Annotated in this window: 24 protein-coding genes and 1 tRNA gene; 6 read left to right on the plus strand and 19 right to left on the minus strand. The window is 67.3% G+C overall.

The window, feature by feature from the left end:
* Nucleotides 1-16: 16 nt before the first annotated feature.
* The 3 genes from GUI70_RS14075 to ispF all read right to left on the minus strand — a co-directional run bounded on the left by GUI70_RS14075 (nucleotide 17) and on the right by ispF (nucleotide 2,832).
* Nucleotides 17-1,756 carry a S8 family peptidase gene (locus GUI70_RS14075; protein ID WP_161882956.1) on the minus strand — a complete coding sequence of 580 codons (1,740 nt, stop codon included), beginning with the start codon at nucleotides 1,754-1,756 and terminating at the stop codon, nucleotides 17-19.
* 114 nt (nucleotides 1,757-1,870) lie between these two features.
* Nucleotides 1,871-2,362, minus strand: coding sequence for a TrmH family RNA methyltransferase (locus GUI70_RS14080; RefSeq protein WP_237724924.1), 492 nt, complete (start codon nucleotides 2,360-2,362; stop codon nucleotides 1,871-1,873).
* A complete protein-coding gene (ispF, locus tag GUI70_RS14085; RefSeq protein WP_161882957.1) occupies nucleotides 2,359-2,832 on the minus strand; it encodes a 2-C-methyl-D-erythritol 2,4-cyclodiphosphate synthase in 474 nt (157 codons plus the stop codon). Before ispF ends, GUI70_RS14080 begins: the two co-directional genes overlap by 4 nt.
* Nucleotides 2,833-3,070: 238 nt before the next feature.
* On the opposite strand from ispF, the gene GUI70_RS14090 reads away from it, so the two are divergent.
* Complete coding sequence (locus GUI70_RS14090; protein ID WP_161882958.1) at nucleotides 3,071-6,001, plus strand: EAL domain-containing protein; 2,931 nt, start codon at nucleotides 3,071-3,073, stop codon at nucleotides 5,999-6,001.
* 45 nt (nucleotides 6,002-6,046) lie between these two features.
* On the opposite strand, the gene GUI70_RS14095 is transcribed toward GUI70_RS14090, so the two are convergent.
* The 8 genes from GUI70_RS14095 to GUI70_RS14130 form a co-directional block, all read right to left on the minus strand.
* Nucleotides 6,047-6,478 (minus strand): penicillin-binding protein, encoded by a 432-nt coding sequence (locus GUI70_RS14095; protein WP_161882959.1) that lies wholly within the window; start codon nucleotides 6,476-6,478, stop codon nucleotides 6,047-6,049.
* Nucleotides 6,479-6,568: 90 nt separating this feature from the next.
* Nucleotides 6,569-8,992 (minus strand): transglycosylase domain-containing protein, encoded by a 2,424-nt coding sequence (locus tag GUI70_RS14100; RefSeq protein WP_237724925.1) that lies wholly within the window; start codon nucleotides 8,990-8,992, stop codon nucleotides 6,569-6,571.
* A 58-nt stretch (nucleotides 8,993-9,050) separates the two neighbouring features.
* Nucleotides 9,051-9,428, minus strand: coding sequence for a response regulator (locus GUI70_RS14105; protein ID WP_161882960.1), 378 nt, complete (start codon nucleotides 9,426-9,428; stop codon nucleotides 9,051-9,053).
* A gap of 63 nt (nucleotides 9,429-9,491) precedes the next feature.
* A complete protein-coding gene (locus GUI70_RS14110; RefSeq protein ID WP_161882961.1) occupies nucleotides 9,492-11,261 on the minus strand; it encodes a long-chain-fatty-acid--CoA ligase in 1,770 nt (589 codons plus the stop codon).
* Between the two features lie 211 nt (nucleotides 11,262-11,472).
* On the minus strand, nucleotides 11,473-12,129 hold the full coding sequence (gene phoU / locus GUI70_RS14115) for a phosphate signaling complex protein PhoU (RefSeq protein ID WP_161882962.1): 657 nt from the start codon (nucleotides 12,127-12,129) through the stop codon (nucleotides 11,473-11,475).
* Nucleotides 12,130-12,244: 115 nt separating this feature from the next.
* Nucleotides 12,245-13,204, minus strand: coding sequence for a sensor histidine kinase (locus tag GUI70_RS14120; protein ID WP_161882963.1), 960 nt, complete (start codon nucleotides 13,202-13,204; stop codon nucleotides 12,245-12,247).
* Nucleotides 13,192-13,875: a response regulator transcription factor gene (locus GUI70_RS14125; protein WP_161882964.1), complete on the minus strand. Its 684-nt coding sequence runs from the start codon at nucleotides 13,873-13,875 to the stop codon at nucleotides 13,192-13,194. The genes GUI70_RS14120 and GUI70_RS14125 overlap by 13 nt, the downstream gene beginning before the upstream one ends.
* 58 nt (nucleotides 13,876-13,933) lie before the next feature.
* Nucleotides 13,934-14,599: an MBL fold metallo-hydrolase gene (locus tag GUI70_RS14130; protein WP_161882965.1), complete on the minus strand. Its 666-nt coding sequence runs from the start codon at nucleotides 14,597-14,599 to the stop codon at nucleotides 13,934-13,936.
* 212 nt (nucleotides 14,600-14,811) lie between these two features.
* Between GUI70_RS14130 and GUI70_RS14135 the strand changes: the two genes are divergently transcribed.
* The gene (locus GUI70_RS14135) at nucleotides 14,812-15,084 is read left to right on the plus strand and encodes a hypothetical protein (protein WP_161882966.1); all 273 of its coding nucleotides are present in this window, start codon (nucleotides 14,812-14,814) and stop codon (nucleotides 15,082-15,084) included.
* A gap of 53 nt (nucleotides 15,085-15,137) precedes the next feature.
* Nucleotides 15,138-16,343, plus strand: a complete 1,206-nt coding sequence (locus GUI70_RS14140) for an MFS transporter (RefSeq protein WP_237724926.1) — start codon at nucleotides 15,138-15,140, stop codon at nucleotides 16,341-16,343.
* Nucleotides 16,344-16,423: 80 nt separating this feature from the next.
* On the opposite strand, the gene GUI70_RS14145 is transcribed toward GUI70_RS14140, so the two are convergent.
* Nucleotides 16,424-16,499, minus strand: a tRNA-Trp gene (locus tag GUI70_RS14145).
* A gap of 414 nt (nucleotides 16,500-16,913) precedes the next feature.
* Between GUI70_RS14145 and GUI70_RS14150 the strand changes: the two genes are divergently transcribed.
* Entirely contained in the window at nucleotides 16,914-18,356 is a 1,443-nt protein-coding gene (locus tag GUI70_RS14150) for a DEAD/DEAH box helicase (RefSeq protein ID WP_237724927.1), read from the plus strand.
* A 92-nt stretch (nucleotides 18,357-18,448) separates the two neighbouring features.
* On the opposite strand, the gene GUI70_RS14155 is transcribed toward GUI70_RS14150, so the two are convergent.
* From GUI70_RS14155 to GUI70_RS14165, 3 genes are all read right to left on the minus strand, one after another.
* Complete coding sequence (locus GUI70_RS14155) at nucleotides 18,449-18,700, minus strand: antibiotic biosynthesis monooxygenase family protein (RefSeq protein ID WP_237724928.1); 252 nt, start codon at nucleotides 18,698-18,700, stop codon at nucleotides 18,449-18,451.
* Nucleotides 18,701-18,723: 23 nt separating this feature from the next.
* Nucleotides 18,724-19,419: a Crp/Fnr family transcriptional regulator gene (locus tag GUI70_RS14160; protein ID WP_161882967.1), complete on the minus strand. Its 696-nt coding sequence runs from the start codon at nucleotides 19,417-19,419 to the stop codon at nucleotides 18,724-18,726.
* Nucleotides 19,420-19,485: 66 nt separating this feature from the next.
* A complete protein-coding gene (locus GUI70_RS14165; RefSeq protein WP_161882968.1) occupies nucleotides 19,486-20,097 on the minus strand; it encodes a DNA-3-methyladenine glycosylase family protein in 612 nt (203 codons plus the stop codon).
* Nucleotides 20,098-20,230: 133 nt separating this feature from the next.
* On the opposite strand from GUI70_RS14165, the gene GUI70_RS14170 reads away from it, so the two are divergent.
* Nucleotides 20,231-20,731 carry a YbaY family lipoprotein gene (locus tag GUI70_RS14170; RefSeq protein WP_161882969.1) on the plus strand — a complete coding sequence of 167 codons (501 nt, stop codon included), beginning with the start codon at nucleotides 20,231-20,233 and terminating at the stop codon, nucleotides 20,729-20,731.
* Nucleotides 20,732-20,749: 18 nt separating this feature from the next.
* Here GUI70_RS14170 and tmpR read toward each other — a convergent pair whose 3' ends face one another.
* Nucleotides 20,750-21,478, minus strand: a complete 729-nt coding sequence (gene tmpR, locus GUI70_RS14175; RefSeq protein ID WP_161882970.1) for a bifunctional dihydropteridine reductase/dihydrofolate reductase TmpR — start codon at nucleotides 21,476-21,478, stop codon at nucleotides 20,750-20,752.
* On the minus strand, nucleotides 21,475-21,903 hold the full coding sequence (locus tag GUI70_RS14180; protein ID WP_161882971.1) for an NUDIX domain-containing protein: 429 nt from the start codon (nucleotides 21,901-21,903) through the stop codon (nucleotides 21,475-21,477). The genes tmpR and GUI70_RS14180 overlap by 4 nt, the downstream gene beginning before the upstream one ends.
* 139 nt (nucleotides 21,904-22,042) lie before the next feature.
* Between GUI70_RS14180 and GUI70_RS14185 the strand changes: the two genes are divergently transcribed.
* The gene (locus GUI70_RS14185) at nucleotides 22,043-22,720 is read left to right on the plus strand and encodes an SDR family oxidoreductase (protein WP_161882972.1); all 678 of its coding nucleotides are present in this window, start codon (nucleotides 22,043-22,045) and stop codon (nucleotides 22,718-22,720) included.
* Here GUI70_RS14185 and GUI70_RS14190 read toward each other — a convergent pair.
* Nucleotides 22,689-23,540, minus strand: coding sequence for a CDP-alcohol phosphatidyltransferase family protein (locus GUI70_RS14190; RefSeq protein ID WP_161882973.1), 852 nt, complete (start codon nucleotides 23,538-23,540; stop codon nucleotides 22,689-22,691). The genes GUI70_RS14185 and GUI70_RS14190 overlap by 32 nt on opposite strands.
* Nucleotides 23,537-23,851, minus strand: a complete 315-nt coding sequence (locus GUI70_RS14195; RefSeq protein ID WP_237724929.1) for a hypothetical protein — start codon at nucleotides 23,849-23,851, stop codon at nucleotides 23,537-23,539. The genes GUI70_RS14190 and GUI70_RS14195 overlap by 4 nt, the downstream gene beginning before the upstream one ends.
* Between the last annotated feature and the right edge of the window lie 78 nt (nucleotides 23,852-23,929).

Here is a 23,929-nt window from a genome sequence, read left to right on the forward strand (position 1 = left end):
ACGGGCCTGACTGGCGCTACTGGGTGGGAATGTCCCGCTGGGTGTCGCTGCCCACCGTCACCGTCACCTGGCCCTGGCTGAGCGCGCCATTGACGTTCAGGCTGGCGCTGAGGGTGTACTGGCCCGCCGGAAGAGTGTCGAGGCGGTAGGGCAGGCGCTGGGGTGCGGCCTGGAGCTTGCCGGCGCTGCTGAACTTGGCGACCACCACCGTGCCCTGAAGAGCGCTCACCGTGAGGCTGTAGGGCGTCAGGGGAGCGGGGCCGGGCGGCGGCACGATCACTGTGCCGCCCCCGAAGGCCGAGGCCGCCGTGATGGCCGCGCCCACGTCCAGCAGCTTGCCGCCCGCGACGCTCCTGGCGCTGCCGGTCAGGATGCCCTTGACCTGGGTAGCGGTCAAATCGGGCCGCAAAGCACGGATCAGCGACGCCGCACCGCTCACCTGGGGAGCCGCGAAGCTGGTACCAGCATCGAGGCGGTAGAGCGAATTGCCACTGCCCGCTGTGCCGGACCCCAGCGCGCTGGTCAGCACCAGCAGGTCCTCGGGGCTGGACTGGTAGCAGTTGGCCGTGCCGCTGCCCGCGTTGCCGCCGGGGGCCACCAGGTCGAGCGGCTTTTGCCCGCTGAGGGGCCGGGCGCTGTAGCAGGCCAGCGTGTCGCTGCGGCCCAGCGCGCCCACCGCCAGCACGTTGGGGTCACTGGCCGGATAGTACAGTCCTTCATTGGGGGTGTTCCCTGCCGCCGCAATCACCAGCACGTTGGCCGCCGCCGCGCTGGCCAGGGCTGCCGAGAGGGCCGGGTCGCCGTCTGGCCCGGTGTTGCTGCCCGTGAAACCCAGACTCAGATTGATGATGCGTGCACTCTGGGCGACGGCGTACTTCACGCCCGCCGTGAGGCTGACGGTGGTGGCCCCCGACACCGCGCCGCTGGCCCCGAAGACCTTCACCGGCAGAATATTCGGGCCACTCCAGGTGAGGCCTGCCAGCCCCTTGCCATTGTTGGTGGCCGCCCCGATCAGGCCCGCACTGGAGGTCCCATGCCCGGCCTCGCTGCCGGTGGTCAGGTCGCTGGGATCGTTGTCCTCGCCGACGCAGTTGGTGTCGCCCTGGTCGTCTGTGACGAGCGCCGCGCAGAAGTCGCGCCCCGGCAGCACCCGCCCGGCGAGGTCCTCGTGGCCCGCGTTCACGCCGGTATCCAGGACCGCCACCCGCGCGCCCAGCGGCGTTCTGCCAAGTGCCGCCAGCTTGTCCCAGGCGGCCTGGGCGTTGATGCGGGTCAGGTAGTCCTGATCGTAGGCCACCCCGCCGATCTGGACGCCTCCGTTGCCGGGAAAGCCGGGGTCGTTGGGCACGGCCAGGGCCGAGTAGCGGTAATTGGGCTGCGCCGTCAGGCCGCTGGCCGCCAGCCGCGCGGCGAAGGCGGTGTCACTCTGGCCTGCCGGGGTATACGCCAGCGTCAGGCCCGCCGAGGTAAGGCGCTGGGTACGCACACCCGAGAGCACCGTGAGCGCCTGGGCACTGAGTGGCGAGTCATTCAGGCCTGCGAGCAGCACCTGACCGCGCACGTGCGGCGCGCTCCAGTCGGCGGGTGGCGGGACGGTAAGCACCGTCAGGTCGCGTGCCTGGGTTGCTGTCGCCCCCGCCCCCGGCGCGAGGACGCTGCCACTGACGGTGTAGACTCCGCCGGGCGTGGGCGTGATCGAGCAGGCGCTCAGCAGCAGACCAGCACTCAGCAGGGCGGACCGGGGCAGTCGCTTCATAGACCCAGTGTGAGCCGTTTCGACGTCGAACGAGGCGCGCTACCGGTTCAGGAAATCTGAAAGGCCCGCTCATGTCACGTCAGGTTCGGTTGACCTACTTTGCGCCTGCCCCTATCAACCCAGTTGCCGCTGCACCTCGAAGGCCGCCGCGCCCGCCGCCACCGCCAGATTCAGGCTGCGGCCCCCGCCAGGCTGCGGCAGCTTGAGACTGGGCAGCGCCGTGCGCAACCACACCGGCAGCCCGCGCGATTCCGGCCCGAACAGCAGGTAATCGCCCCGCTGATAGTCGGCATCGGTGTAGAGCTGGTTCGCGTGGGTGGAAAAGGCCCACACCCGCGCGCCCGGTTCCAGGCTGGCTTGCAGGGCCGTCCAGGAATCGTGTTCGATCAGGGTCACGCCTTGCAGGTAATCCATGGCGGCGCGGGCGAACTCGCGGTCCTGCAAACGGAAGCCGTAGGGGCGAATCAGGTGCAGCTCGGCCCCCAGCACGGCGCAGGTGCGCGCCACGTTGCCGACATTCCCGGCCTTCTCCGGCGAGTAGAGCACCACCCGGCACAGCGCCGGAGCAGACGCCGCTGGAGCCGGTGCGGACGCATCCGTCGTCACAGCCGCTCCAAGAGCACAGTCGCGCGGGCCTGCACGTGGTCGGGGGCCAGGCCCTCGCTGGTCTTGAAGCTGACGCCCACCGCCGAGGCGTCGAGGTCCATCAAGGCGGCGATGCGCCCGGCGATCTCGGCGCGGCGTGCACCCAGCTTGGGCTGATCGAGGGTGATCACCAGCGCCAGATTGGCGGGCCGGTAGCCACGCTCGCGCGTCAGCGCCAGGCAGCGGCGCAGAATGGTCGCCGAGTCGAGATGCTTCCAGGCCACGTCGGTGTCGGGAAAATACTGGCCGATGTCGCCCAGCGCCAGGCCCGAGAGCAGGGCGTCGGCAATGGTGTGAAGGGCCGCGTCGCCGTCGCTGTGGGCCACCGCGCCGCGCGGCGCGTCCACGATGTCCAGGCCGCCCAGCACCAAGCGCAGGCCCACTTGCAGGCGGTGGGCATCTTCTCCATAACCGACGCGGTAAGGCAGCATGCCCAGAGTCTAGCGGGCGCGGCGAACCCGCTCGCCTGAACGCAGTCGACATCATGACGAACAACGGTCACGGGCGCGCTGAGCAACCGTCCAGGTCAGTGGCTTTTCTTACATCCGATCTAGACAGCAGCCTGAATTCTGACCCGAGGTTTTTTCTCTCCCTGAGAAGCCGGTATGATGGATCTCCGAGAGGGGCCTCCCTTCAGTCCTGATTTCCTCGGCGGGTCGCGGGGCATACATGGAGAGCATTCAAAAAATCGATCAACCCTTCGAACAGTACCGGGAGGCGCTGGACGCCCTGTCTGCGCCGCTGCTGGTGCTTGACGGCGGCGGGCAGGTCGTGGCCCACAACCGGGCCTGGACTGAGGCGAGCACCGAGCATGCCGTCTCGTTTCCGCCGGACGTAATCGGCAGCCGCTATCTGGAACTCTGCGGCAGCGACCCGAATCTCGGCGCGCAGGCGGCGCTGGGGGTCGGGCAGGTGCTGGCCGGGCAGCTCAGGGAATTCCGGCAGATCTACGCCTGCCACACCCCCCAGCACGAGCAGTGGTTTCAGATGCGGGTCACGCCGTTTGCCAACGCACCGTACCTGCTGGTGGTTCACGAGAACATCACGCCGCTCAAGCAGGCCGAGGAAGACGTGCGCCAGCAGTACGAGTTCGCCCAGAGCCTGGTGGACAGCAGCCCCAACTGCATCGAGCTGCTGAGCCTGAATCACGAACTGCTGTGGATGAACCGGGGCGGTCAGGCGCTGCAGGAACTCGGTGATCTGGGCGCGCTGCGCGGCGCGGACTGGCTGGGCTTCTGGTCGCCGGAAGATCAGGTACTGGCCCTGAAAGCGCTCGACGCCGCCGGAGCCGGGGGACGCGGACACTTTCAGGGTGAGCGCGCCACCGCCAGCGGCCAGCGCAAGTTCTGGGACCTGGCGGTCATGCCGGTGCGCGACGCCTCGGGGCAGCCGATTCAGCTGTTGGTCAGTTCGCGCGACCTCACCACCCTGCGGGCGGCCCAGAAGCAGGCCAACGAGATGAACGCCGAGATCGTCCGGGTGCTCGACAGTATTCAGGACGCTTTCGTCTCACTCGACGACCAGTGGCGCTTTGTCTACATCAACCGCCAGGCCGAGCGGATGCTGGGCCGCCGGGCCTCGGAGCTGCTGAACCAGAAGATCTGGGACCTCTTTCCCGAAGCGGCAGGCACGCACACCGCCGCCGAGATGCAGCGGGCCATGCGAGAGCAGCACAGCAACAAGCTGGAATACTTCTCGGGGCTGATGTCGCGCTGGCTGGAAGTGCGGCTCTTTCCCTTCGCCGGTGGGCTGGCCGTGTATTTCCAGGATATCGGCCCGCAAAAACGCGAGGAGCAGGTTCAGCATGACCGGAGTACCGTTTTGGAAATGACGGTGCAGGGTCAGGCACTGCCGCAAGTCCTCCACCAGGTGGCGGTCATGACCGAGCGCCAGTGGCCCAACTACGTCTGCACCATCCTGCTCAACGACGGCGGGCGGCTCTATACCAGTGCGGCTCCCAGCCTGCCGCCCTCGTTTCAGCAAGCCGTGGACGGCCTGGAGATACGTGAGGGCGCGGGCGTGTGCGGCACGGCGGCCAGCCGTCAGGAACTGGTGGTGGTCGAGGACGTGACCAAAGACCCTTACTCCCTGGACTATCTCAATCTGCTGATGACCAACGAGTTGTGGGCCTGCGCCTCGCACCCGATCATCGACGGCTCGGGGGTGGTGCTGGGCACCCTGGCGATCTACGCCCGGCACATCGGCCCGTTCCCGGGCGAACTGCTGACCGATCTGAAAAAGGCCGGTCATCTGGCCGCCGTCGCCATTGAGCACCATCAGTTGACCCAGCGCCTGGTTGTGCAGGCGACCCACGATTCGCTCACGGGCCTGGCCAACCGGGCGCTGTTTACCCGGCAGCTGCAAACGGCGCTGGACACTTCCCGAACCGACGACCTGCCGGTGGCGCTGCTGTTTATCGATCTCGACGATTTCAAGGGCCTCAACGACTCGCTGGGGCACTCGGTGGGCGACCAGATGCTGCGCGAGTTCGCGGCGCGGCTGCAACACTGCGTGCGCCAGGGCGATCTGCTGGCGCGCATCAGCGGCGACGAGTTCACAGTGATCTTGCCGCGCACCGGCAGCGAACACGCCGTGCAGATCGCCCAGCGCTGCTTGAAAGCGCTCGACGCGCCGTTCGTCGCCGAGGAACAGGAGCGCGAGGTGTACCTGACGGCCTCAATCGGCATCAGCGTGACGCCGGAGGGGGGCCACGACGCCGAGACCCTGCGGCGCAGCGCCGACCTGGCGATGTACCACGCCAAGAGCCGCAAGGCGGGCTGGGCGGTGTTCGAGCCTTCACTCAACCGCCACTCCTACGAGCGCTTTCAGCTGGCCGCCTACCTGCGCCGCGCCGCCGAGAAGAACGAACTGGAAGTGCATTACCAGCCGCAGGTGCGGCTCGAGGATCAGGTGGTGGTGGGCCTCGAAGCGCTGCTGCGCTGGAAGCACCCGCACCTGGGACTGGTGCCGCCCGCCCAGTTCATTCCGGTGGCCGAGGAAACGGGCCTGATCGTCTCGATCGGGGCCTGGGTCATGCACGAGGTGTGCCGCCAGGGCGCGCAGTGGCTCAGTGAGGGCCGCACGCCGATTCGCCTGGCAGTCAACGTCTCGGCCCTTCAGTTCGAGCGTGAGGACTTCGTGGGGCAGGTGGAAGAATGCCTGCGCGACACCGGCTTTCCCGGCCAGTTTCTCGAACTCGAACTCACTGAGCGACTGGTGATGCGCGACGTCGAGGCCTCGGTGCACCGGATGCAGCAGCTCGGCACGCTGGGCATCTCGATTTCCATCGACGACTTCGGCACCGGGTTTTCGAGCCTGAGTTACCTGCCCCGGCTACCGATCAGCATCCTCAAGATCGACCGCTCGTTCGTGTTCGGACTGCGGACCCACTCGGTCAACTACCCGGTGGTCAAGGCGATTCTGGGCCTCTCTGAGAGCCTGCAACTCGTCACCATCGCCGAGGGCATCGAGACGGTGGAAGAACTCAATGTTCTCAAGGCGCTCGGCTGCGGACTGGGCCAGGGCTACCTGTTCGCCCGGCCCCGCCCGGCAGACGAGCACTTCTGGGCCAGCATCGGCCCGGACATTATCCAGCTCTGAGCGCCACAGTCCTGAGCGGCCCGGTTCCGTCGCCCCCGCGGCGACTCACAGCTTGCCGCTAAAGGTGCCTTCCCAGGCGTTGAGCACCCGCTCACCGCGAACGAGCAGCACGGTGGGATAAGCGCTGACCTTGAGGGCGCGGGCGAAAGCGGTGGCGCTTTCGCCGTGCCAGACGCTCACTCCCGCCGGGGCAGGCGAGGCCACGTCCTCGGCGTTGACCGCCCGGATAGGCAGCCCGGAGCTCAGCAGCGCACTCCACAACTCGCCCAGATCGCCGCAGTCGTGCGAGTAGAGCACCACGATCTCGCGCTCGTCGTCCGTCTGACTGCTGGCCCAGGGGTGTGCAGGCAGCGGGTCGCCCAGCCGCACCAGGGCACGCGCCGGGGTCAGGTCGCCTGCGCCGAGGATCAGCAGCAAGGTGAGCAGCGGCGCGGCCGTTCGGTGGGCTGCGCTGCGGTAGGCAAGGGGGCGGTTCATGCCCCGATCTTGCCGCCTGCGCGTGGCAAGTGGATGAAAACGCCCCGGCGCGAGGCGACCGGGGCGGGGGAAATAATCTGGCTTGGCGAATCAGCCGCCCGTGTTGGGGGCCGTGCTGGAAGCTGGACGGGTTGACGCTGGCTTGCCCGGCACTGGCTTGGGGCTGGGCGGCGCTGTGTCGGGCAGGCTGCCGCCGGGCTGGTTGAACGCCTTGAGGGCAGCGGGATCGGCGGACTCGTCGGGTAGCGGGGTCACGCTGCTGCCCGGAGCGTAGCTGCCGAGCTGCGAGGTGTAGACGCGGCGCGGCGCGATGTCGTCCGGACTGGTGAACTCGGTGGCCAGCCGCCCGGTGTTCTTGTCCACGTAAATAACGGTGGTAGAAGGATCGGGGCCGCCTACCGAGGCTTCACTGTACTGGGGCCGGGCGGGCAACTGATCGGTGACGGTGTTGGCCGCGTCCTTGTAGCTGGGATCGAGCAGGGCGACCTGTACGGTTTGCAGCGGGCCAACCGGCGGCAGCGGCACGGCGGTGATGCCCGGCGGCGGCGGTCCGAAGCTGCGAACCGCCTTGCCAGCCAGGGCGCTCACCATCATGTCGTGCCACACTGGCGGTGCCCAGACCCCCGAGTAGATGTTGGTGGCCATGTCGCCGCCCTGCTGAATCCCGATCCAGACGGCTCCCACGTAATACGGATTGACGCCGACGAACCACAGGTCCTTGGGGCCGTTGCTGGTGCCGGTCTTGCCGCCCACCGGCCAGCCCTCGATGCGCGCCGGTTGTGAGAAGCCGCCCTGGTTGGTGTCAAGGTCGTTGACCACGCCCTGAATCATGTCCAGGCCCAGGTAGGCGACCTGCGGCGACCAGACCCGGTGCGGGCGCTCCACGTTGTTGGCCACGTCGTAGAGCACCTCGCCACGCGCGGTGGTGACGCGGGTGATATAGCGCGGCGGATGGTACAGACCCCCATTGGCAAACGGCGCGTAGGCCGCCGCCATCTTGACCGGGGTGGTTTCGACTGCGCCCAGTGCCGCCGCCAGCCCGGTGCCGTCGTTGGGCGGCAGATCGAGTTCGCGCAACTTGCCGAAGAAGGTCGGCAGTCCCACCTCGTCAGCGATGCGCACGGTGGGCAGGTTCAGCGAGCGGTCGAGCGCTTCGCGCAGGGTCATGGAGCGGTACGTCATTTCGCCCTCGAAGTCCTTGGGCGCATAGACGCCGTCCTTGCAACTGGTGCAGGGAAAGCTGATCGGTTTGTCGTCGCGCTCGGTGAGCTGGTTGAATTTGCCGGTCGAGAGGGCCGTCGTGTAGAGCAGCGGCTTGATGGTCGAGCCGATCTGGCGCTGGCCCTGCGCGGCGTTGTTCCACTCGGGCGGAGTCACGCCGGGGCGCAGTTTCTGGCCCACCATGCCCAGCACGTCGCCGTTGAAGGGGTCACTGATCACGGCGGCCAGGGTGGTGCGGGGTGGAATGCGGGCGTTCAAGCTGGCCTTCTCGATGCCCAGCTGAATTTTAGGGTCGAGCGTGGTGTAGACCCGCAGTCCACCGGAGCCGTAGACCTTGTCGCGGCCCAGTCGGCGCACCAGTTCCTGCTCGACTTGCTGCACGAAGTCGGGAAAACGCACGGTGTTGACGGCCTTCTGGTACACCGCCGTCTTGTCGACGAGCTTGGCGCTCGTCAGTTTGCCCGTACCGTCGTAGGCCACCTGCCAGCCGCGCGGGACCAGTTTTTCCTTCCAGGCGGCGTTGGCCTGCTCCTGCGTGACCCAGCCGTCCTCCACCATGCGGGTCAGCAGTGAGCGCATATAGCCGCGCTGGGCCATGTAGTCGTTGTAGCGCCCACGTGGACTCGGCACCAGGGTGGTGAGGTACACGCTCTGGGCCAGATCGAGGTCGCGCGGAGCCTTGCCGAAGTACGCCTGCGAGGCCGCATAGATGCCGTAGAGTTCCACCGGACCGCCGTCCCCCCAGTAGATGACATTGAGGTAATCTTGCAAGATCTCCTCTTTGGTAAAGGCGCGCTCGACCTGCACGCTGAGCATCCACTCCTTGATCTTGCGGTCGGGCGTGCGGGCCAGGTTGTATTCCTTGAGCAGCAGAGTGTTGCGAACCAGTTGGTTGGTCAGTGTGCTGCCGCCCTGCACGTCTTCTTTTTGGGATAAGCGGCGAAACTGCCGGGCAATGCCGTAGGGATCGAGGCCGTAGTGCTGAAAGAAACGCCGGTCCTCGTTGGTGATCAGGGCCGCCGTCATGAACGGACTGATCTCGTCGAGCTTGACCAGGGTGCGGCTGACCTTCTGGTCGCCGACGCGCGTGACCAGCGTGCCCAGTGGGGTGTTGTCGCGGGCGTAAACGCGGGTGATGGCCCCCAGGTTGAGGGTGTCGAGCTGGCGAAAGTCGGGCAGATCGCGTGCCCAGCTGGTGCCGTAGGTGGCCGCGACCCCCACTCCCACGAACAGGGCAGCAATGATTAGCCCACCGATGAATTTCAGAAACTGCAAGAGCAACTTCACGAACATGTCTTTCTTCTCCCGGCCCCAACGAAGTGGCCCGCTCGCGCCGCTCAGGGCGGGCTGTTTAAGGCTGGCGGGCGTTGATCAGGTGCGTGATGCGCCCGCGCAGGTTCTTGCCTGACAGCGGCTTGGACACGATGTCGTCCGCGCCGACGAGCTTGGCATGGTCGCGGGTGTGGTCGTCATCGAGGGCGGTCAGCAAGACCACCGGGGTGTTGCGCAGCCGCTTGATGCGCTTGACCCGTGAGCAGATTTCAAAGCCGTCCATATACGGCATGTTGATGTCGAGAAGCATCACGTCGGGGGTGTGGGTCTGGAGGTACTCCAGCGCGGTCTTGCCGTCAGCAACCGCCACGATTTCGTGCCCATCGGCCGACAAGATGACTTCCAGCATGGTGCGGATGGCCGGTTCATCGTCTGCGATGAGGATGGTGTGCGACATATTGACCCATCATAGTGCAGGCCCATGACCGCAACTGCGAGGTCAGGTGAGAATGCAAGCGAACTAGACCGGCCTCGGGGCCGCAGCCTCCCCTTGCGCCTTCGCGGCCTGCTCGTCGGCCACGCGCGCGGCTTTTTCCTCATCGGCCAGCACCCGGCGCAGCACCTTGCCCGCCGCCGAGAGCGGTAGCGCCGGGCGAAATTCCACCTGGCGCGGCGCTTTGTAGGCGCTGAGCTGGCTGCGGCAAAAGGCGATGATCCCGGCCTCGGTCTCTGCGGCCCAGGTTGGTTCGGGACCGGTGGCAGGCTGCGGCGGCCTGAGCACCACGAACGCCTTGACGCTCTCGCCCCGGTAACCGTCGGGCACGCCGATGACGGCGGCTTCCAGCACGGCGGGGTGCTGGTAGAGGACTTCCTCGACTTCGCGCGGGTAGACGTTGTGGCCGCCCACCAGAATCAGTTCCTTCTTGCGGTCCACGATCTTGAAGTAGCCGCCTTCATCCATCGTCGCCAGATCGCCGGTCAGCAGCCAGCGCTGACCCTCCTCCTCGCGGATCGTCTGGGCCGTGGCCTCGGGGCGTTGCCAGTACCCGGCCATGATGTTGGGACCGGCCACCCACAGTTCACCGATCTCGCCGGGCGCGACCGGCTGCCCCTGGTCGTCCCGGATACTGGCGTCAATGCCCGGTAGCGGCAGCCCGATGCCGAGACGCTGCTCGCCGCCCACCGGGTTGGTGTGGGTAATCGGGCTGGCCTCGGTCAAACCGTAGCCCTCCACCAGAGTGGCTCCGCCGGTGATCTCATGAAACTTCCGGGCCGTCTCGGCGGGCAGCGGCGCGCTACCGGAGATGCAGGCCCGCACCGTCTTGAGGTCGTAATCGGGGGTCAGCGCTGAGTTGTTGATGGCGTTGTAAAGGGTCGGCACGCCGGGAAAGAGGGTCACGCCGCTCTTCTCGATGGCGCTCAGCAGGGTCTTGAGGTCGCGCGGGTTAGGAATCAGGACGATGCTGGCCCCGATCAGCAGGCTCAGGTTCATGGCCACCGTCATGCCGTAGACGTGGAAAAAAGGAATGGCCCCCAGCGTTACCTCCTGGCCGGGCCGCAGACCCGGCATCCAACTGACGGCCTGTTGGGCGTTGGCGACCAGATTGCGGTGGGTCAGCATCGCGCCCTTGGGCACGCCGGTGGTACCGCCGGTGTATTGAAGCAGCGCCACATCGCCGGGCTGAAGCTTGACCGGCGTGGGAGCCCACAAGGAGCGCTCGAAGAGCGGCCCGAAGCCCACCACCTTGCGGCTCTCCCTGACGTCCACCCAGGTGCCCTTGCGTTTTTCGAGCAGCGGGTAGAGCCGGTTCTTGGGAAACGGCAGGGCGTCCTGGATGCCGGTCACGATGACCCGGCGCACCTGAATGGCCGGATCATGCTCGATTTCCTCGAAGCGCGGGTAAAAGCTGTCGAGCATCACCAGCACGCCCGCGCCGCAGTCGCTGAGCTGCTGCTGAAGTTCCTGGGCCGTCGAGAGCGGCGAAACGTTGACCACCACCGCACCCGAGAGCGCCGCGCCGAAAAAGGCCACCACGAATTGCGGGGTGTTGGGGAGCATCACGGCCACGCGCTCGCCCTTCTGCACGCCGAGGTGTTGCAAGGCCGCTGCGAAGTGCTGCACGTTGGCCCACAACTGGCGGTAGGTCTGGCGGTGGCCCAGAAATTCCAGCGCGGGCCGGGCGGCGAACGTCTGCGCGGCGTGCTCCAGCAGTTGCGGCAGCGTCAGCGCCTCGCCCGTGAATTCGCGGGGCACGCCTTGTTCGTAGTGCTCGAGCCAGGGCCTTTGCATGGGTGAAACTCCTTTGGCCTGCGCTGGAGGAGGGTGCGGCGGCCGGTGGTGTGGCGGGTGTGGGAAGATTTTGAACTCAGTCTAGCAAATGTTTGGACCGGGTACAAAGTCAGGCGGCGGCGACAGCTGGGCGTGGCCTTCACACGGCAGCATCAAGCGCCGCTCAGAACGGGGGCGGCGCTTGGTGGCAGACCTGGGTTGTGCCGGAAACTCAGTGCCGGATCTGGCCCTCGCGCTGGCCGGTCAGCCAGTAGGGGAGACGCTCGGCCACGTTCTCCATGTGGTCGCCGATGCGCTCCAGACTGCGGCCCACCCGCATCAGCGTCAGGCTCTTGGAGATGTTGCGGGGGTCTTCGAGCATGTAGGTGACCAGTTCGCGCTGAATCTGCTCGTAGAGGTCGTCCACCTCGTCGTCCATCTGGAGTGCCTCGCCGGCCTTGGTCAGGTCGCGCTCGGTGATGGCCGCCCGCAGATGCCCACTCATTTCCTGAAGGCGCTCCAGCATCCGGCCCAGATTGACGTAGCGCTTCAAGGGCGCGGCCTGCGCCAGTTCCGCGCCGTCGGCGGCGACATGCACGGCGTAGTCGCCCATCCGCTCGATGTCGGACAAGCTCTTGAGTACCAGCGCCACCAGCCGCAGATCGCGGGCCACCGGCTGGTGCAGGGCGATGATTCTCAGACACTCGGCCTCAATGCGGCTTTCCAGCGCATCCACCTCACGGTCCACCGCGCGGATTTCCGGCAACCGCTTGACGTTCTGGTGCAGCAGCACGTCGGCGGCCATCGGCAGCATCCGCTCCACCGTGCCGAGCATCTCCAGGGCGTCGCTCAGGACTTTTTGCAAATCTTGTTCCAGGACTTCTCGCATTCACGGCTCCTTGAAGGGGGGATTCTTCCCCGCTGGCGAACCTCAAGGTAGGCAGCGGCGGTCAAGCTCAGGTCAGGCGTGGGGTGGGCCAGATTCGGGGGAGAAGCATAGCGGCTCAGGTCAGCCCGGCGACCCCCGGCAGGGTGAAGAGAAAGACGTTGCGCCCACCCTGCCGCTCGGCCCAGGCCTGACCGCCCCAGCCCTGCACGATGCTGCGAACGATGTAGAGGCCCATGCCGCTGCCCAGCCCTGGCGCACCCTCGCCGCGCGTGTGGGCCTGAAACAGGTGCTCGGTGCCGCTGAGCGCCTCACCCTCGTCACTGACCGAAACCTCGATCCACGCGCCGCGCGCGCAGGCCCGCACCTCCACCGCCGCGCCGCGCGGACCGTATTTGAGGGCGTTCTCGATCAGGTTGAGCAGAATTTGCAGCAGCTTGTCGGGATCGGCACGCACCAGATGGTCGTCGCCGAAGTGCAGCTGAGCGGCGTGCGCGCCGAGTTCACTGGCCAGCAGCCGCTCGGCGCGGGCAAACACCTCGCTCAGCGGCACGGTGCGCGCGCGGGTGGGCCGGAATCCCACTGCCAGGTCTTCCACCAGCCGGGCCAGGCGCTCGACTTCCTGGAGGCCCTGCTTGACGAACACCTGCTGCATTTCGCTGGGCATGGCGTATTCCAGCGCCTCCAGCACGCCGCGCAGCCCAGTGACCGGCGTGCGGAACTCGTGCGACAAGATGGCGGTGGCCTCGCGCAATTCGGCCTCGCGGCGGCGGTGGTCGGTCACGTCCTCGACGATCAAGGCCCCCGGCACCGCCGAGCAGCGCAGGGTGCGGCCCGACACGTCGAGTTCGAGTTCGCCGCCGCGCTCGGCTAGGGCCTCCAGGGTATGTCGGCGCAGCACTTCCAGTAAGGGCCGCCCGGCGGCCCGCTCGCTGCTGACGCCCCACAGCCGGGCGGCGGCGGCGTTGAGGTGGGTGATGCGGCCCTCGTCAAACAGCACCACCGCCTGCGACAGGGCGTCTTGCCAGGCGTGCGGGGATTCGGGCGGCGGCAAGCGCCCGGCGCTCAGGGCGTCCATGTCCGCATCCGGTAGCCTTTGCCGCGCACCGTTTCCAGAAACTGCGGGCTGGAAGGATCGTCGCCGAGGTGGGCGCGCAGCTGGGTGACGTGCTGATCGACAGTGCGCTCGCCGCCCAGAAAGTCCGCGCCCCAGACCTTGTCGAGCAGTTCGGTGCGCGAGTAGACCCGCCCGGCGTTGAGTGCTAGAAAGGTCAGCAGATCGAATTCGCGGCGGGTCAGGTTGAGGCTCAGATTGTCCTTGCGGGCCTCGGCAGCGGGCACGTCGATGCTCAGCGGCCCCAGCGTGACGATTTGCGGAGTACTCGCCTGGGTGCGCCTGAGGAGTGCCCGCACCCGCGCCACCAGTTCGGCGGCGGAAAACGGCTTGGTGAGGTAGTCGTCCGCCCCCGATTCCAGGCCCTCGACCCGCTCGGCCTCGGCAGCGCGGGCGGTGAGCATCAGCACCGGTAGTTTGCGCAGTTCGGGGTCAGCACGCAGCCGCCGCAGGAAACTCAGCCCGCTCTCGCCCGGCAGCATCCAGTCGAGCACCAAAGCGTCGGCGCGGCCCAGGCCCGGCAGGGCGTCCTCCACCGCACCGTAAGCCGACACCTGCATTCCGGCACGCTCCAGGTGAAATTTCAGCACGCTCTGCACCGTGCCCTCGTCTTCGATGACCACCACATGGCTCACACTGCTTATTCTGGCAGTTCAGGTCAGGGGGATGTCAGCTGCGCCGGGACGCCAAGCGCTAGAGCAAGAACGGATTGCCGACCCGCTCGGCCCCGATGCTGCTGCTGCCGCCGTGGCCGGGATAGATGGCCGTGTGGGGTGGCAAGCTCAGCAGCTCGGCGGTAATGCCCTGCATCAACTGGGGGTGGTTACCGCCCGGCAGATCGGTGCGCCCGATGCCGCCCTGAAACAACGTGTCGCCCACCACCGCCAGCCCCTCACCCACGAACACCACATGCCCCGGTGCGTGCCCCGGCAGTTCGCGGGCGGTCAGCCTGAGCTGGCCCGCCGTGAATAACTGATCCTGGACAATGAAATGTTCGGGATCTTTGGGCTGCATGAACGGCAGGTTCCAGCGCTCGGCACTCTGCTGCCCGGCGCGGTAGAGCGGCAGATCGCGCTCGTGGAGCCAGACCGGCACGTTGAGGGCTTCCCGCAGCGGCTGCACCGCGCCGATGTGGTCGAAGTGGGCGTGGGTGAGCAAGATGGCCCGCACCTTGACGCCCAGCGTCATGATCCAGCTCAGGACGCGCCCGGCCTCGTCGCCGGGATCAATCAAAAAGCCCTCGGCGCTGGCGGCGTCCCAGACCAGCACGGCATTTTCCTGCAAGGGGCCGGTGGCGAGGCTGGCGACCCGCAGGGGGCCGTGTTCGGCGGCGGTCGGACGGGGGCTGCCTGAAGTCATGGCAACAGTCTAGAGCGTTCGTGCATCCCCTTACCCGGGAAACACGCCCAGCCGCTCTGGCACGGAAGTTCACCGGCTCTACTTCGCAGCGGATAGGCCCTGTAGAGGTGCCGCGTTGTCCAGAACAGCTTGGCAAGTCCGCTCGGACGTCGAAGAGAGGAATCTTTGCCGTCGACTGTGCCAAACCCCGCCGGACGCGGCAGACTGAGCGAATGGAAGACCGCGAACTCAATTTCGCCCGCGAACTGCTTCAGGGCCGCTCCGCCGCCGAGGTCAACGACGCCGAGGTGCTGAGCGGGGCCGAGCGCCTGCTCTCGGGTTGGATGGCCGGGACTTTGAAGATGGAGCGCCCCAAGCTCTACGACCACTACGCCCTGCCGCTGGCCGCGCTGCTGCGCCGGGTCATCGCCCTGGAAGCGCGGGTGGCCGAACTGGAAGGCCAGCAGGAAAGCGAGCACGCTACCGGGGCGGCGGGCCAGGACTAAGCTGCGCCAGCAAGTCGCCACACCCCCGGCGCTGGAGTGGCAGACTGCCAGCCGTGTCTGCCTACTCTGTTTCGCCCCGGCTCAAGTTGCCAGGCGGCCTGATCGCCCTGATGGTCAACAACTTCCTGATGTGGAGCGGGTTTTTCATGGTGATTCCGCTCATCACGGTGCATTTCGGCTCGAATCTGGGCTGGAGCGCTTTGAGCGTCGGCGCGGTGCTGGGGACCCGTCAGCTGACCCAGCAGGGCCTGACTGTGTTCGGCGGCGCCCTCTCCGACCGCACCGGACCGCGCCCGCTGATTGCCCTGGGCCTGCTGACCCGGGCGCTGGGCTTTGCCGCAATGGGCCTGAGCACCAGCTTTCCGGCGCTGCTGGCCTCGGGCGTGCTGGCCGGGGTGGGCGGCGGCCTGTTCGACGCGCCCAAGAACGCGGCGGTGACCGCGCTGAGCACGCCGGGCACCCGGGTGCGGGTCTTTTCGCTGATGAGCATGGCCGGGAACCTCGGCATGGTCACCGGCCCGCTGATCGGTGCCCTGCTCTCGGGTCTGGAATTCCGCACGGTGGCGCTGGCCTCGGCATGCGCGTATCTGGTGGCGCTGGTCATCTTGCTGCTGGCGGTGCCGAGAATTCCCGGAACCCAGAAGTCCGGCAGCGGGCTGGGCGGCCTCGTCACAGTGGTGCGCGACCGGCGCTTCGTGTTCTTTACCCTGACGCTGAGCGGGTACTTCGTTCTGTCGACCCAGCTCAACGTGGCGGTCACACTACGCGCCGTGGAGCTGGCCGGGCCGACGGCCACCGGGCCGCTCTACGCCATGCAAGCGGGACTGGCGGTCTTGCTCCAGTACCCGGTGGTGCTGCTGGCCGGACGCCACTTCACCAGTCGCCAGATTCTGATGGGCGGCGTGACGCTGGCCGCCCTCGGCCTGGGCAGCATGGCCCTGGCCCACTCGTTCGCGGCCTTGCTGGCCTGCACCGCCTTGCTGAGTCTCGGCGGCATGGTGGTCTTTCCCACCCAGCAGACCATCACCGCCCGGATGGCCCCGCCGCACCTGATCGGCAGTTACTTCGGCCTCGGCGCGCTCTCGCTGGGGCTGGGCGGCGCGTTGGGCAGCGTGCTCGGCGGCGTGCTGGTCGATCTGGGCAAATCGCTCACCTGGCCTGCGCTGACCTGGCTGACGCTGCTCGCGGTGGGCCTGCTGACCGTCTGGGGTCTGGGCCGCAGCTTGACCAGGGAGAGCTTGTCCAGCACGGAGCAGTAAGTCCGGAGCGGTCAGGACCACGCCTCACAGCGCTGCGGGCAGGCCAAAAAGAAAAACCCCGTCTGAGACGAGGTTTATTCTGGCGGGCCCTGCAGGACTTGAACCTACGACCCTCGGTTTTGGAGACCGATGCTCTACCAACTGAGCTAAGAACCCTTGCCCAAATCGTGCTCCGCTTTGAGCGGGCCGGTTCGGAAGCTTCAGCAGTGTAGCACCGCTGTTGTGGGCGTGCAAGCCGGGCCACACCTGCTGCCCAGGCTCCTGCGGCGCGGCGGCAGGAGATTCAGGCAGGGCGCTCAGGGTGTTCCCCTGGCGGTGTCACTCCGCACGCGCCGTCAGGGTCGCGGCGGGTCCATCTGGAGCTGTTCATGCGCTAGACTGGCCTCAAGCGGGCCGCTGCCCTGATCTTCCCCGAGCTGGACCCACACAACACTGCGGCCAGATGAACTTCAGACCTTCATCGTGTTGACCACCTGGCACACTCCCCTTCGCCGCAGGGCTGGCGAATTTCTGCCGCTTTCATAAAAAGACCGGACCTTGCCGAGTGGCACAAGTCCGTGAGGTTGTTTGATGACTGTACTCGACGCACCCCGCCCCACCCCCACCGACAGCCCTACCAGCTTCACCTTTCAGGAAATGCAGCTTCCGGCTCCGCTGCGCACCGCCATCGACGCCCTGAACTACACCACCCCCACCGAGATTCAGGGGCTGGCGCTGCCGCCCGCCCGCCAGGGTAAGGACGTGCTGGGCACCGCCGCCACCGGCTCCGGCAAGACCGTGGCCTTTTTGCTGCCGGTCATCGAGCGGCTGCTGACCCAGCGCGCCCGCGGCACCCGCGCTCTGGTGCTGGCCCCCACCCGCGAACTGGCCGCCCAGATCGAGGAAGTGGCCCAGGCGCTCATCGCCAAGACCCACCTCAAGGTCGTCAGCATTTTCGGCGGCGTCTCGCAGGGACCGCAGCAAAAAGCCCTGCGCGCCGGAATCGACATCGTGATCGCCACGCCGGGACGGCTCCTCGACCACATCGGCCAGGGCAACATCAACTTCTCGGCGCTGGAAGTGCTGGTGCTCGACGAGGCAGACAGGATGCTCGATCTGGGCTTCCTGCCCGACATCCGCCGGGTGCTGCGGGCCATTCCGGCCCAGCGCCAGACACTCTTGTTCTCGGCCACCATGCCCGATAGCATCCTCAAGCTGGCCGGGGAGTTTCAGCAAAATCCAGTGCGGGTAGGCGTCAAGCACGGCGGGCGCACCAACGACAAGATCGCCGAGGCGCTGTTCCCGGTTCACGGCGAACTCAAGGCCAAGCTCCTGATCGGGCTGCTGGCCGACGCCGAGGTCAACATGGACAGCGTGCTGGTGTTTACCCGCACCAAGCACCGCGCCAACCGCCTTACCGAGCAACTGGTCAACGCGGGCATCAGCGCCGAGCGCATTCACGGCAACCGTTCGCAGAATGCCCGCACCGAGGCGCTCGCGGGCTTCAAGAGCGGCAAGTACCGGGTGCTGGTCGCCACCGACATCGCCGCACGCGGCATCGACATCGACTCGCTGGGCCACGTCGTCAACTTCGACGTGCCGGTGGCCGCCGAGGACTATGTTCACCGCGCCGGACGCACCGCCCGCGCGGGCAAGAGCGGCACCGCCTTTACCCTGGTCAGCCCCCAGGAAGAAGACGAGATTCGCAGCATCGAGCGCTTCACCAAGCGCACGCTAAGCCGCCGCACCCTGGAGGGCTTCGACTACCACGCCAAGGTGGAGGGCAAGCTCGAGCAGCCCCGCCCCGCTCAGGGCGGACGCGGCGGCGGACGCAGCCAGCAGGGTGGGCGCGGCGGGCAATCGGGTGGCCAGTCGAGCAGCGGCCAGAGCCAGGCCCGCGCCAGCCAGCCGAGAAGCAGCGGGCAAGCGGGCGGTGGACAGAGCGGCAGCCAGGGCCAGCGCCCCAGCCGCCCCGCCGGAAACGACATCGGCGGTGGGCGCGTCGGCCCGCAACCGGCCCGTCGTCGCCGCTGAGCCGAGAACGCTAGAGAAACCAGGCCGCCGAGAAGATTCTCTCGGCGGCCTGGTTCGTTGCCTTTTTTCGAGTCAGACTTTTGGCAATATGCTCAGCGGCGACCCGGCACCAGCCGCTGCACCTCGAAGCTCCAGCTCTTGCAGCCCTGCGGCACGCTGAGCGTCGGCAAGGTGTTCGCCCAGCGGCTCTCGACCAACCACAACCCTGGCTGCTCGGGCGAGGCGAGTAAGCAGGCGTCCACCAGTCCGGTCTGCTCGCTCAGGGCGTCCAGAAAGGCCGTGAGCATTTCTCCCAGGGCCTCGCCCCTGCCCTCCACATAATGAACAAAGCGGCGCTGACTCACCGGTTTCCTCCTGCACTCAGACCTTACTCGCCCGATTCGATGTAGCGCTTGAGGGCGTCCATCCGCACGATGATCGGCGTGCGAGGGCGCACGATGGCTCCCTCGTGCTTGAGCTTACTCAGGCTGTGGCTGACCGTTTCGCGGGTGGCCCCGACCATCCGGGCGATGTCTTCCTGGTTGAGCTTGAGGCTGAGTTCCACGCCCTGAGGGTGCGGGCGACCAAACTCGCGGGCCAGTCGGTAGAGTAAGCTCGCCACCCGCTCGGGGGCGCTGTAGGCGCTGACCTCGGCGCTCCAGGCCTGGGCCTCGAACAGCCGGGCGGCCATCAAACGGATCAGCTTCATGGCGAGGTCGGGCTTGGCGTTGAGGAGCTTTTGCAGTTCTCCTCTGGGCAGCACGATCAGGGTGGTGCGCTCCAGCGCCTCGGCCTGGGTGGGGCGGCGCTCCTCGGGTTGCAGCAGCAGTTCGCCGAAGGTGTCGTGCTGGCCCACCACGCTCAGGATGGCTTCCTTGCCGTTGGGAAAGAGCTTACTGATCTTCACCAGACCCGAGCGAACGAAATACAGGGCGTCCGAGGGATCGTCCATACGGTAAATGACTTCACCCGCCTGGTAGGAGCGGTAGGGTGTCGAGGCGGCCACGCGCTCCAGCTCGGTCAGTTCGAGATCGGCGAACAGCTCCGTGCGTTTGAGGTGCCAGACCAGACTGGGATAATTCATGATTGCGCCCAGGATAACCCACCCAGCCCGCAAACGACCAGAACGGTGGCCGTCGCCGCGCCGCGCTCAGTCTGCCGGAGTGATGACTGGCGTGATGTGAAAGCTGCGCCACAGCAGCCGGGCGGCGAAGCTGCGGTGCGGCTGCCAGCCCAGCACGAGGCTGGCGTGGTCCTGGCCGGGGTAATACAGATCGAGCGCCTTACGAAGGGCCAGGTCGCCGAAACTGAACACGTCGGGGCGGCCCAGCCCGAACATCAAAAACATCTCCGCCGTCCAGCGCCCGATGCCCGGCAGCGGCAGCAGCGCTTCGATGACCGCCTCGTCGCTGAGGGCAGCCAGCTCGGTAAACTTGATCTGCTCCGTGCTCGCGGCGACAGCGATGGCCTGCACGGTGCGGACCTTGGCCCACGACAAGCCCAGGTCGCGCAGGCTCTGCGGCGAGGCGGTGAGAAGCGCCTCCACACCGAACGCCCCGGTGGCCGCCGACAGCCGCTCGTTGATGGCTGCCGCCGCCTTCACCGAGAGCTGCTGGCCCGTCACGCTGCGAATCAGCGAGGCGAAGGGGTCGGGAGCAGGCCGCAGTTCGGGCAGCGGACCCGCCGCCAGCAGCAAGCGCAGCACCGGGTCGCGGGCCAGGTCGCGGTGGGCGGTGTCTGCCAGGTCGGCGGGCCAGGTCATAACCGCAGTATGGCAGGCCAGGACCGGGCCGCTGCTTGGGTCACCGACCCAGCCAACCTGACCCCTGACCATTTTCTGACGGCATTGAAACGTGGTGGACCTTTGTTTCCCTCGCGCTTGTTACCCTGTGAGCATGAAGAAGTTCGCCTTTTTTGCTATGCTGCTCGCCAGCCTACCCGCTGCCCAGGCCCAGACCGTCATCAACGGCGTGACCATCACCAAACCGGGGCAAGCCCAGACCCCGCCGAATGCGCCGCGCCGCGTAGTTCCGGCCTTCGTGGACAGCGACGTGCCCGCCGACTGGATCGACATCCGGGGCCGCATCAGCGCGGGCGGGGCGGGGCGCACCACGCTGCCTGCCGGAAGCCGGGTCACCGTCAGCTTGCAAGACGCCAGCCGCATGAACGTGGCGGCCACCACCCTGGTCGATACGACCTTTCCCAGCGCCTCGCTGCCGGTCAGCTACCAGCTCGTCTCCAGCCCGCGCCGATTTACCAGCACTGGCACCTACTTGGTGCGGGTCAGCATCAAGAACGCTTCCGGCAAGCTGATCTACACCTCCACCGCCCAGCAGCGCATCAACCCGGCAGCCAAACGCATCCTGGCCGACGTGCGGGTGACGGCAACCCCGTGAGAGAGATCAGCCAGACGGCTACAGGTTCCAGCCGCCCGCCACTTCCAGCACCTGCCCAGTGAGGTAGGCGCTGCCCTCCACGAACACCATCACCGCGCTGGCGACCTCGGCCACCGTGCCCAGCCGCCCCGCCGGAATCTCGGTGAGCGGCTGGCTGACGGAGGTCTCGATCACGCCGGGCGACACCACGTTGGCGCTGATGCCGGATTTGGCCTCGGTGCGGGCGATGGCCTTGGTCAGCGCGATGACGCCCGCCTTGGACACCGCGTAGGGCACCACGCCGGGGCGGGAGAGCAGAGACTGCGCGCCCGCGTAACCAAAGTTGACGATGCGCCCGAAGCCAGGATGGCCGCCCTCGCCGCGCATCAGCGGCACGGCGGCTCGGCAGGTATAGAAGGCGGCGTTGAGGTTGCTGTCAAACATGTCGTGCCACTCTGCGAGCGTGGTTTCGTCCCAGCGGCGGTGCACGTAGTTGCCGACCACGTTGACCAGCACGCCCAGCGGCAGATCGAAGCGGGTGTGTGCCCACGCCACCAGCGCGGCGGCCTCGTCTGCCGAGGTCAGGTCGGCTTGGAAGGCGTCGGCTTCCACCCCCGCCTCAAGGCACAACCGCACCGTTTCGGCAGCGTCATCGGCACTGGAGCGGTAATGGACCGCCACGCTGTAGCCCGCCTCTGCCAGCGCCAGCGCCACGCCGCGCCCGATGCCGCGCGCGCTGCCGGTGACGAGGGCGGCGTGGGGTTTCACTCTTCACCTCTGGTCTGTGCCAGTTCAATCAGCGTGCGGGTAAAGCTGTTGAGCGGATAGGTCAGCGCGTCTTCCAGGCTGACCCAAGCCCACTGCACGATCTCCTCGTTGGGGGTCACCTCCTGCCCCTCGGTCTCGGCCAGATAATCGAACAGCAGCATGTGCGAGTCCTTGTAAAATTCGGGCGAGCGCACCGCTTCCTGGGTCTGCACCCAGCGGCTTCCCCGGATGTCCAGGCCGGTTTCCTCCAGAAATTCGCGGTGCAGGGCGTCGGTGAGCGTCTCGCCATACTCGACCTTACCGCCCGGCACCCCCCAGGCCCCGCGCCATTTGGTGGTCTGGACGATCAGGTATCCGGCAGGGCCGCGCAACAGTGCGCCCACGCAGACCAGGGGACGCTGGATAGGGGAGGGAAGGTCAGTCATGCTCCGGAGCTTAGCGGCAAACTGGCCGGGCGGCTGTGTGATTGACTGGGTGTGGTCTGCGGGGTGATTGGCGGCGCTCGATCTGTTTTCTGAACGCGGCCGCACCCTCTACCGACGGGTTTGAGGGTAGGCTATACACATGGCTAAGCTCAGCGGCACCACAGTGATGCTCACCGGCGCGGGCGGCGCACTCGCCACCGCTGTGGCCCAGGAACTGATCGACGCGGGCGCGGAACTCATTCTGGTGGGGCGCGGCGAGGCCCTCACCCGCGCCGAGGACCGTTTTCCGGCCAAGAAGGTTCTCGACCTCGATCTGACTGACCCCGACTGCGTGGACATCCTCAAAAAGCAGCGCGCCGACGTCCTGATTCACACGGCGGGCCGCTTCAGCACCCAGGACGCCCAGAAGGCCAGCGAGAAGGACTATCAGGCGCTGTTCGGGGCCAACATGCAGACCCTCTTTCACGCGGTGCAGGGCGTCTTGCCGCATATGCTCAAGCAAAAGGAAGGCATGATCCTGGGCGTCTCAGCGGGGCAGGCGGCCCACATGAGTGGCCCCAAAGCGGCCCTGTATACCGCCAGCAAGGCTGCCGTGGCCGCTTACCTGCTCAGCCTGCACGCTGAACTCCAGGTCAAGGGTGTGACCACCATGACCCTCTATCCGATGGGGGCCATCGACACGCCTGCCAACCGCGAGGCGGGCCTGACCTGGGAAGCCACCATCGACCCGCGGGCCCTGGCCCAGACGCTGGCGCACGCCATCACCCGCCCGGCCAGGGCGCACCTCACCGAGCTGAAGGTGTACCCGGAGCTGTGATTGCCGCGCTGGCGTCGTCTCTCTGCCCGGCCCGCACCCGCTCCTCACGCCAGAGCTGAGCCGCCGCCAGCGCGGCGGCTTGCAGCAGCAGTGACGGCCCGTACCACTGCGGACGCCTGAGCAGCAGCAGCGCCCCGAAGAGGCTGAGCTGGCTGCTCAGGCCCAGGTTGGCGCTGAGCGTCAGCGCGGGCAGGGGCGTGTAGCGCTGGTGGTCGAGCGCCGTGGGGTCGCTGGCCACCGCCTGCCGCAGCCGCGCCCCGAAGATTCGACTGAGCAGACGCTCCTGCGGCACGAAATAGCCCTGGTAAACCGCTTCCAGCGCGGCCAGCAGCCGGGGATCGTCGCCGCCCTGGGCGGCCGGAGCGCGGAATGTCTCGCCTCTGGCCGCCCGGTAATCGCGCTCCCACAGGTAATCGGTACTCAGAATCAGGCTCAGCAGCAGATTGAGGCCTGTGCCTGCCAGCGGCCCGTGAACGGAAACGAGCAGCGCCAGGTTGCCCAACACGTCCAGCTCGCTGTCGAGGTAGCGCCCGGTCAGGGTGGTCTGATCGGTGGCGCGGGCCAGCTGACCGTCGAGGTTGTCGAGCACGGTCTTGAGTTGCAGCAGCACGGCGGGCATCAGCCACTGACCGCGCCGCACTTGCCAGGCCGAGAGCAGCACCAGCCCAGTGTGAACCAGCACGATCTGGGTGGGTTTGAGCCTGAGCCGTGCTGCCGGGGCGACCAGCAGCTGCGCCAGGGGCCGGAAGACCCGCTCGGCGGCCCACTCGTCGGCGGGCCGGGCCTTGCGGGTCTGGGCCAGGGAGGTCGGTCGGCTCATCGGGGCGTCGGCGTGGCCCGCGCCGCTGGACGCGCCGCCAGAAAGACCGCCAGGGCCGAGAGCAGCGCTTCGGTCAGGCCGCGTGGATAAGCGCCCGGTACGCCCGCCCCGGCAACATCCGCGCCGCCGAACAGGCGACCCTCCAGCACACCCTCCAGCGCACCGAGGGTCCGCATCCAGGTGGGCGCAGCCGGATTGAGGCTGGCGAAGGCCCCCAGGGCCAGGGCGGCCAGCACGGCGGCCAGCAACCACAGTAAGGTCCGCACCAGGACGCTAAGCACCCGCCAGCCGGTGGACTTCTCGGCAATCATGGCGGGCATTCTAGCGGGGCCGGTGCGCCGCGCAGTGAAATCCGCTCACGGGCACTTGGGAGCTGCCTTACCGTGCCG

The sequence above is a fragment of the Deinococcus alpinitundrae genome (assembly GCF_009982895.1).
In the GTDB taxonomy this organism is placed as follows: Bacteria; Deinococcota; Deinococci; order Deinococcales; family Deinococcaceae; genus Deinococcus; species Deinococcus alpinitundrae.

Bases quoted from the DNA above. Each gene is read 5' to 3' on its own strand.
- GUI70_RS14075 (WP_161882956.1), bottom strand. From the start codon at position 1,756: ATGAAGCGACTGCCCCGGTCCGCCCTGCTGAGTGCTGGTCTGCTGCTG.
- ispF (WP_161882957.1), bottom strand. From the start codon at position 2,832: ATGCTGCCTTACCGCGTCGGTTATGGAGAAGATGCCCACCGCCTGCAA.
- GUI70_RS14090 (WP_161882958.1), top strand. From the start codon at position 3,071: ATGGAGAGCATTCAAAAAATCGATCAACCCTTCGAACAGTACCGGGAG.
- GUI70_RS14095 (WP_161882959.1), bottom strand. From the start codon at position 6,478: ATGAACCGCCCCCTTGCCTACCGCAGCGCAGCCCACCGAACGGCCGCG.
- GUI70_RS14100 (WP_237724925.1), bottom strand. From the start codon at position 8,992: ATGTTCGTGAAGTTGCTCTTGCAGTTTCTGAAATTCATCGGTGGGCTA.
- GUI70_RS14105 (WP_161882960.1), bottom strand. From the start codon at position 9,428: ATGTCGCACACCATCCTCATCGCAGACGATGAACCGGCCATCCGCACC.
- GUI70_RS14110 (WP_161882961.1), bottom strand. From the start codon at position 11,261: ATGCAAAGGCCCTGGCTCGAGCACTACGAACAAGGCGTGCCCCGCGAA.
- phoU (WP_161882962.1), bottom strand. From the start codon at position 12,129: ATGCGAGAAGTCCTGGAACAAGATTTGCAAAAAGTCCTGAGCGACGCC.
- GUI70_RS14120 (WP_161882963.1), bottom strand. From the start codon at position 13,204: ATGGACGCCCTGAGCGCCGGGCGCTTGCCGCCGCCCGAATCCCCGCAC.
- GUI70_RS14130 (WP_161882965.1), bottom strand. From the start codon at position 14,599: ATGACTTCAGGCAGCCCCCGTCCGACCGCCGCCGAACACGGCCCCCTG.
- GUI70_RS14135 (WP_161882966.1), top strand. From the start codon at position 14,812: ATGGAAGACCGCGAACTCAATTTCGCCCGCGAACTGCTTCAGGGCCGC.
- GUI70_RS14150 (WP_237724927.1), top strand. From the start codon at position 16,914: ATGACTGTACTCGACGCACCCCGCCCCACCCCCACCGACAGCCCTACC.
- GUI70_RS14160 (WP_161882967.1), bottom strand. From the start codon at position 19,419: ATGAATTATCCCAGTCTGGTCTGGCACCTCAAACGCACGGAGCTGTTC.
- GUI70_RS14165 (WP_161882968.1), bottom strand. From the start codon at position 20,097: ATGACCTGGCCCGCCGACCTGGCAGACACCGCCCACCGCGACCTGGCC.
- GUI70_RS14170 (WP_161882969.1), top strand. From the start codon at position 20,231: ATGAAGAAGTTCGCCTTTTTTGCTATGCTGCTCGCCAGCCTACCCGCT.
- GUI70_RS14180 (WP_161882971.1), bottom strand. From the start codon at position 21,903: ATGACTGACCTTCCCTCCCCTATCCAGCGTCCCCTGGTCTGCGTGGGC.
- GUI70_RS14185 (WP_161882972.1), top strand. From the start codon at position 22,043: ATGGCTAAGCTCAGCGGCACCACAGTGATGCTCACCGGCGCGGGCGGC.
- GUI70_RS14190 (WP_161882973.1), bottom strand. From the start codon at position 23,540: ATGAGCCGACCGACCTCCCTGGCCCAGACCCGCAAGGCCCGGCCCGCC.
- GUI70_RS14195 (WP_237724929.1), bottom strand. From the start codon at position 23,851: ATGATTGCCGAGAAGTCCACCGGCTGGCGGGTGCTTAGCGTCCTGGTG.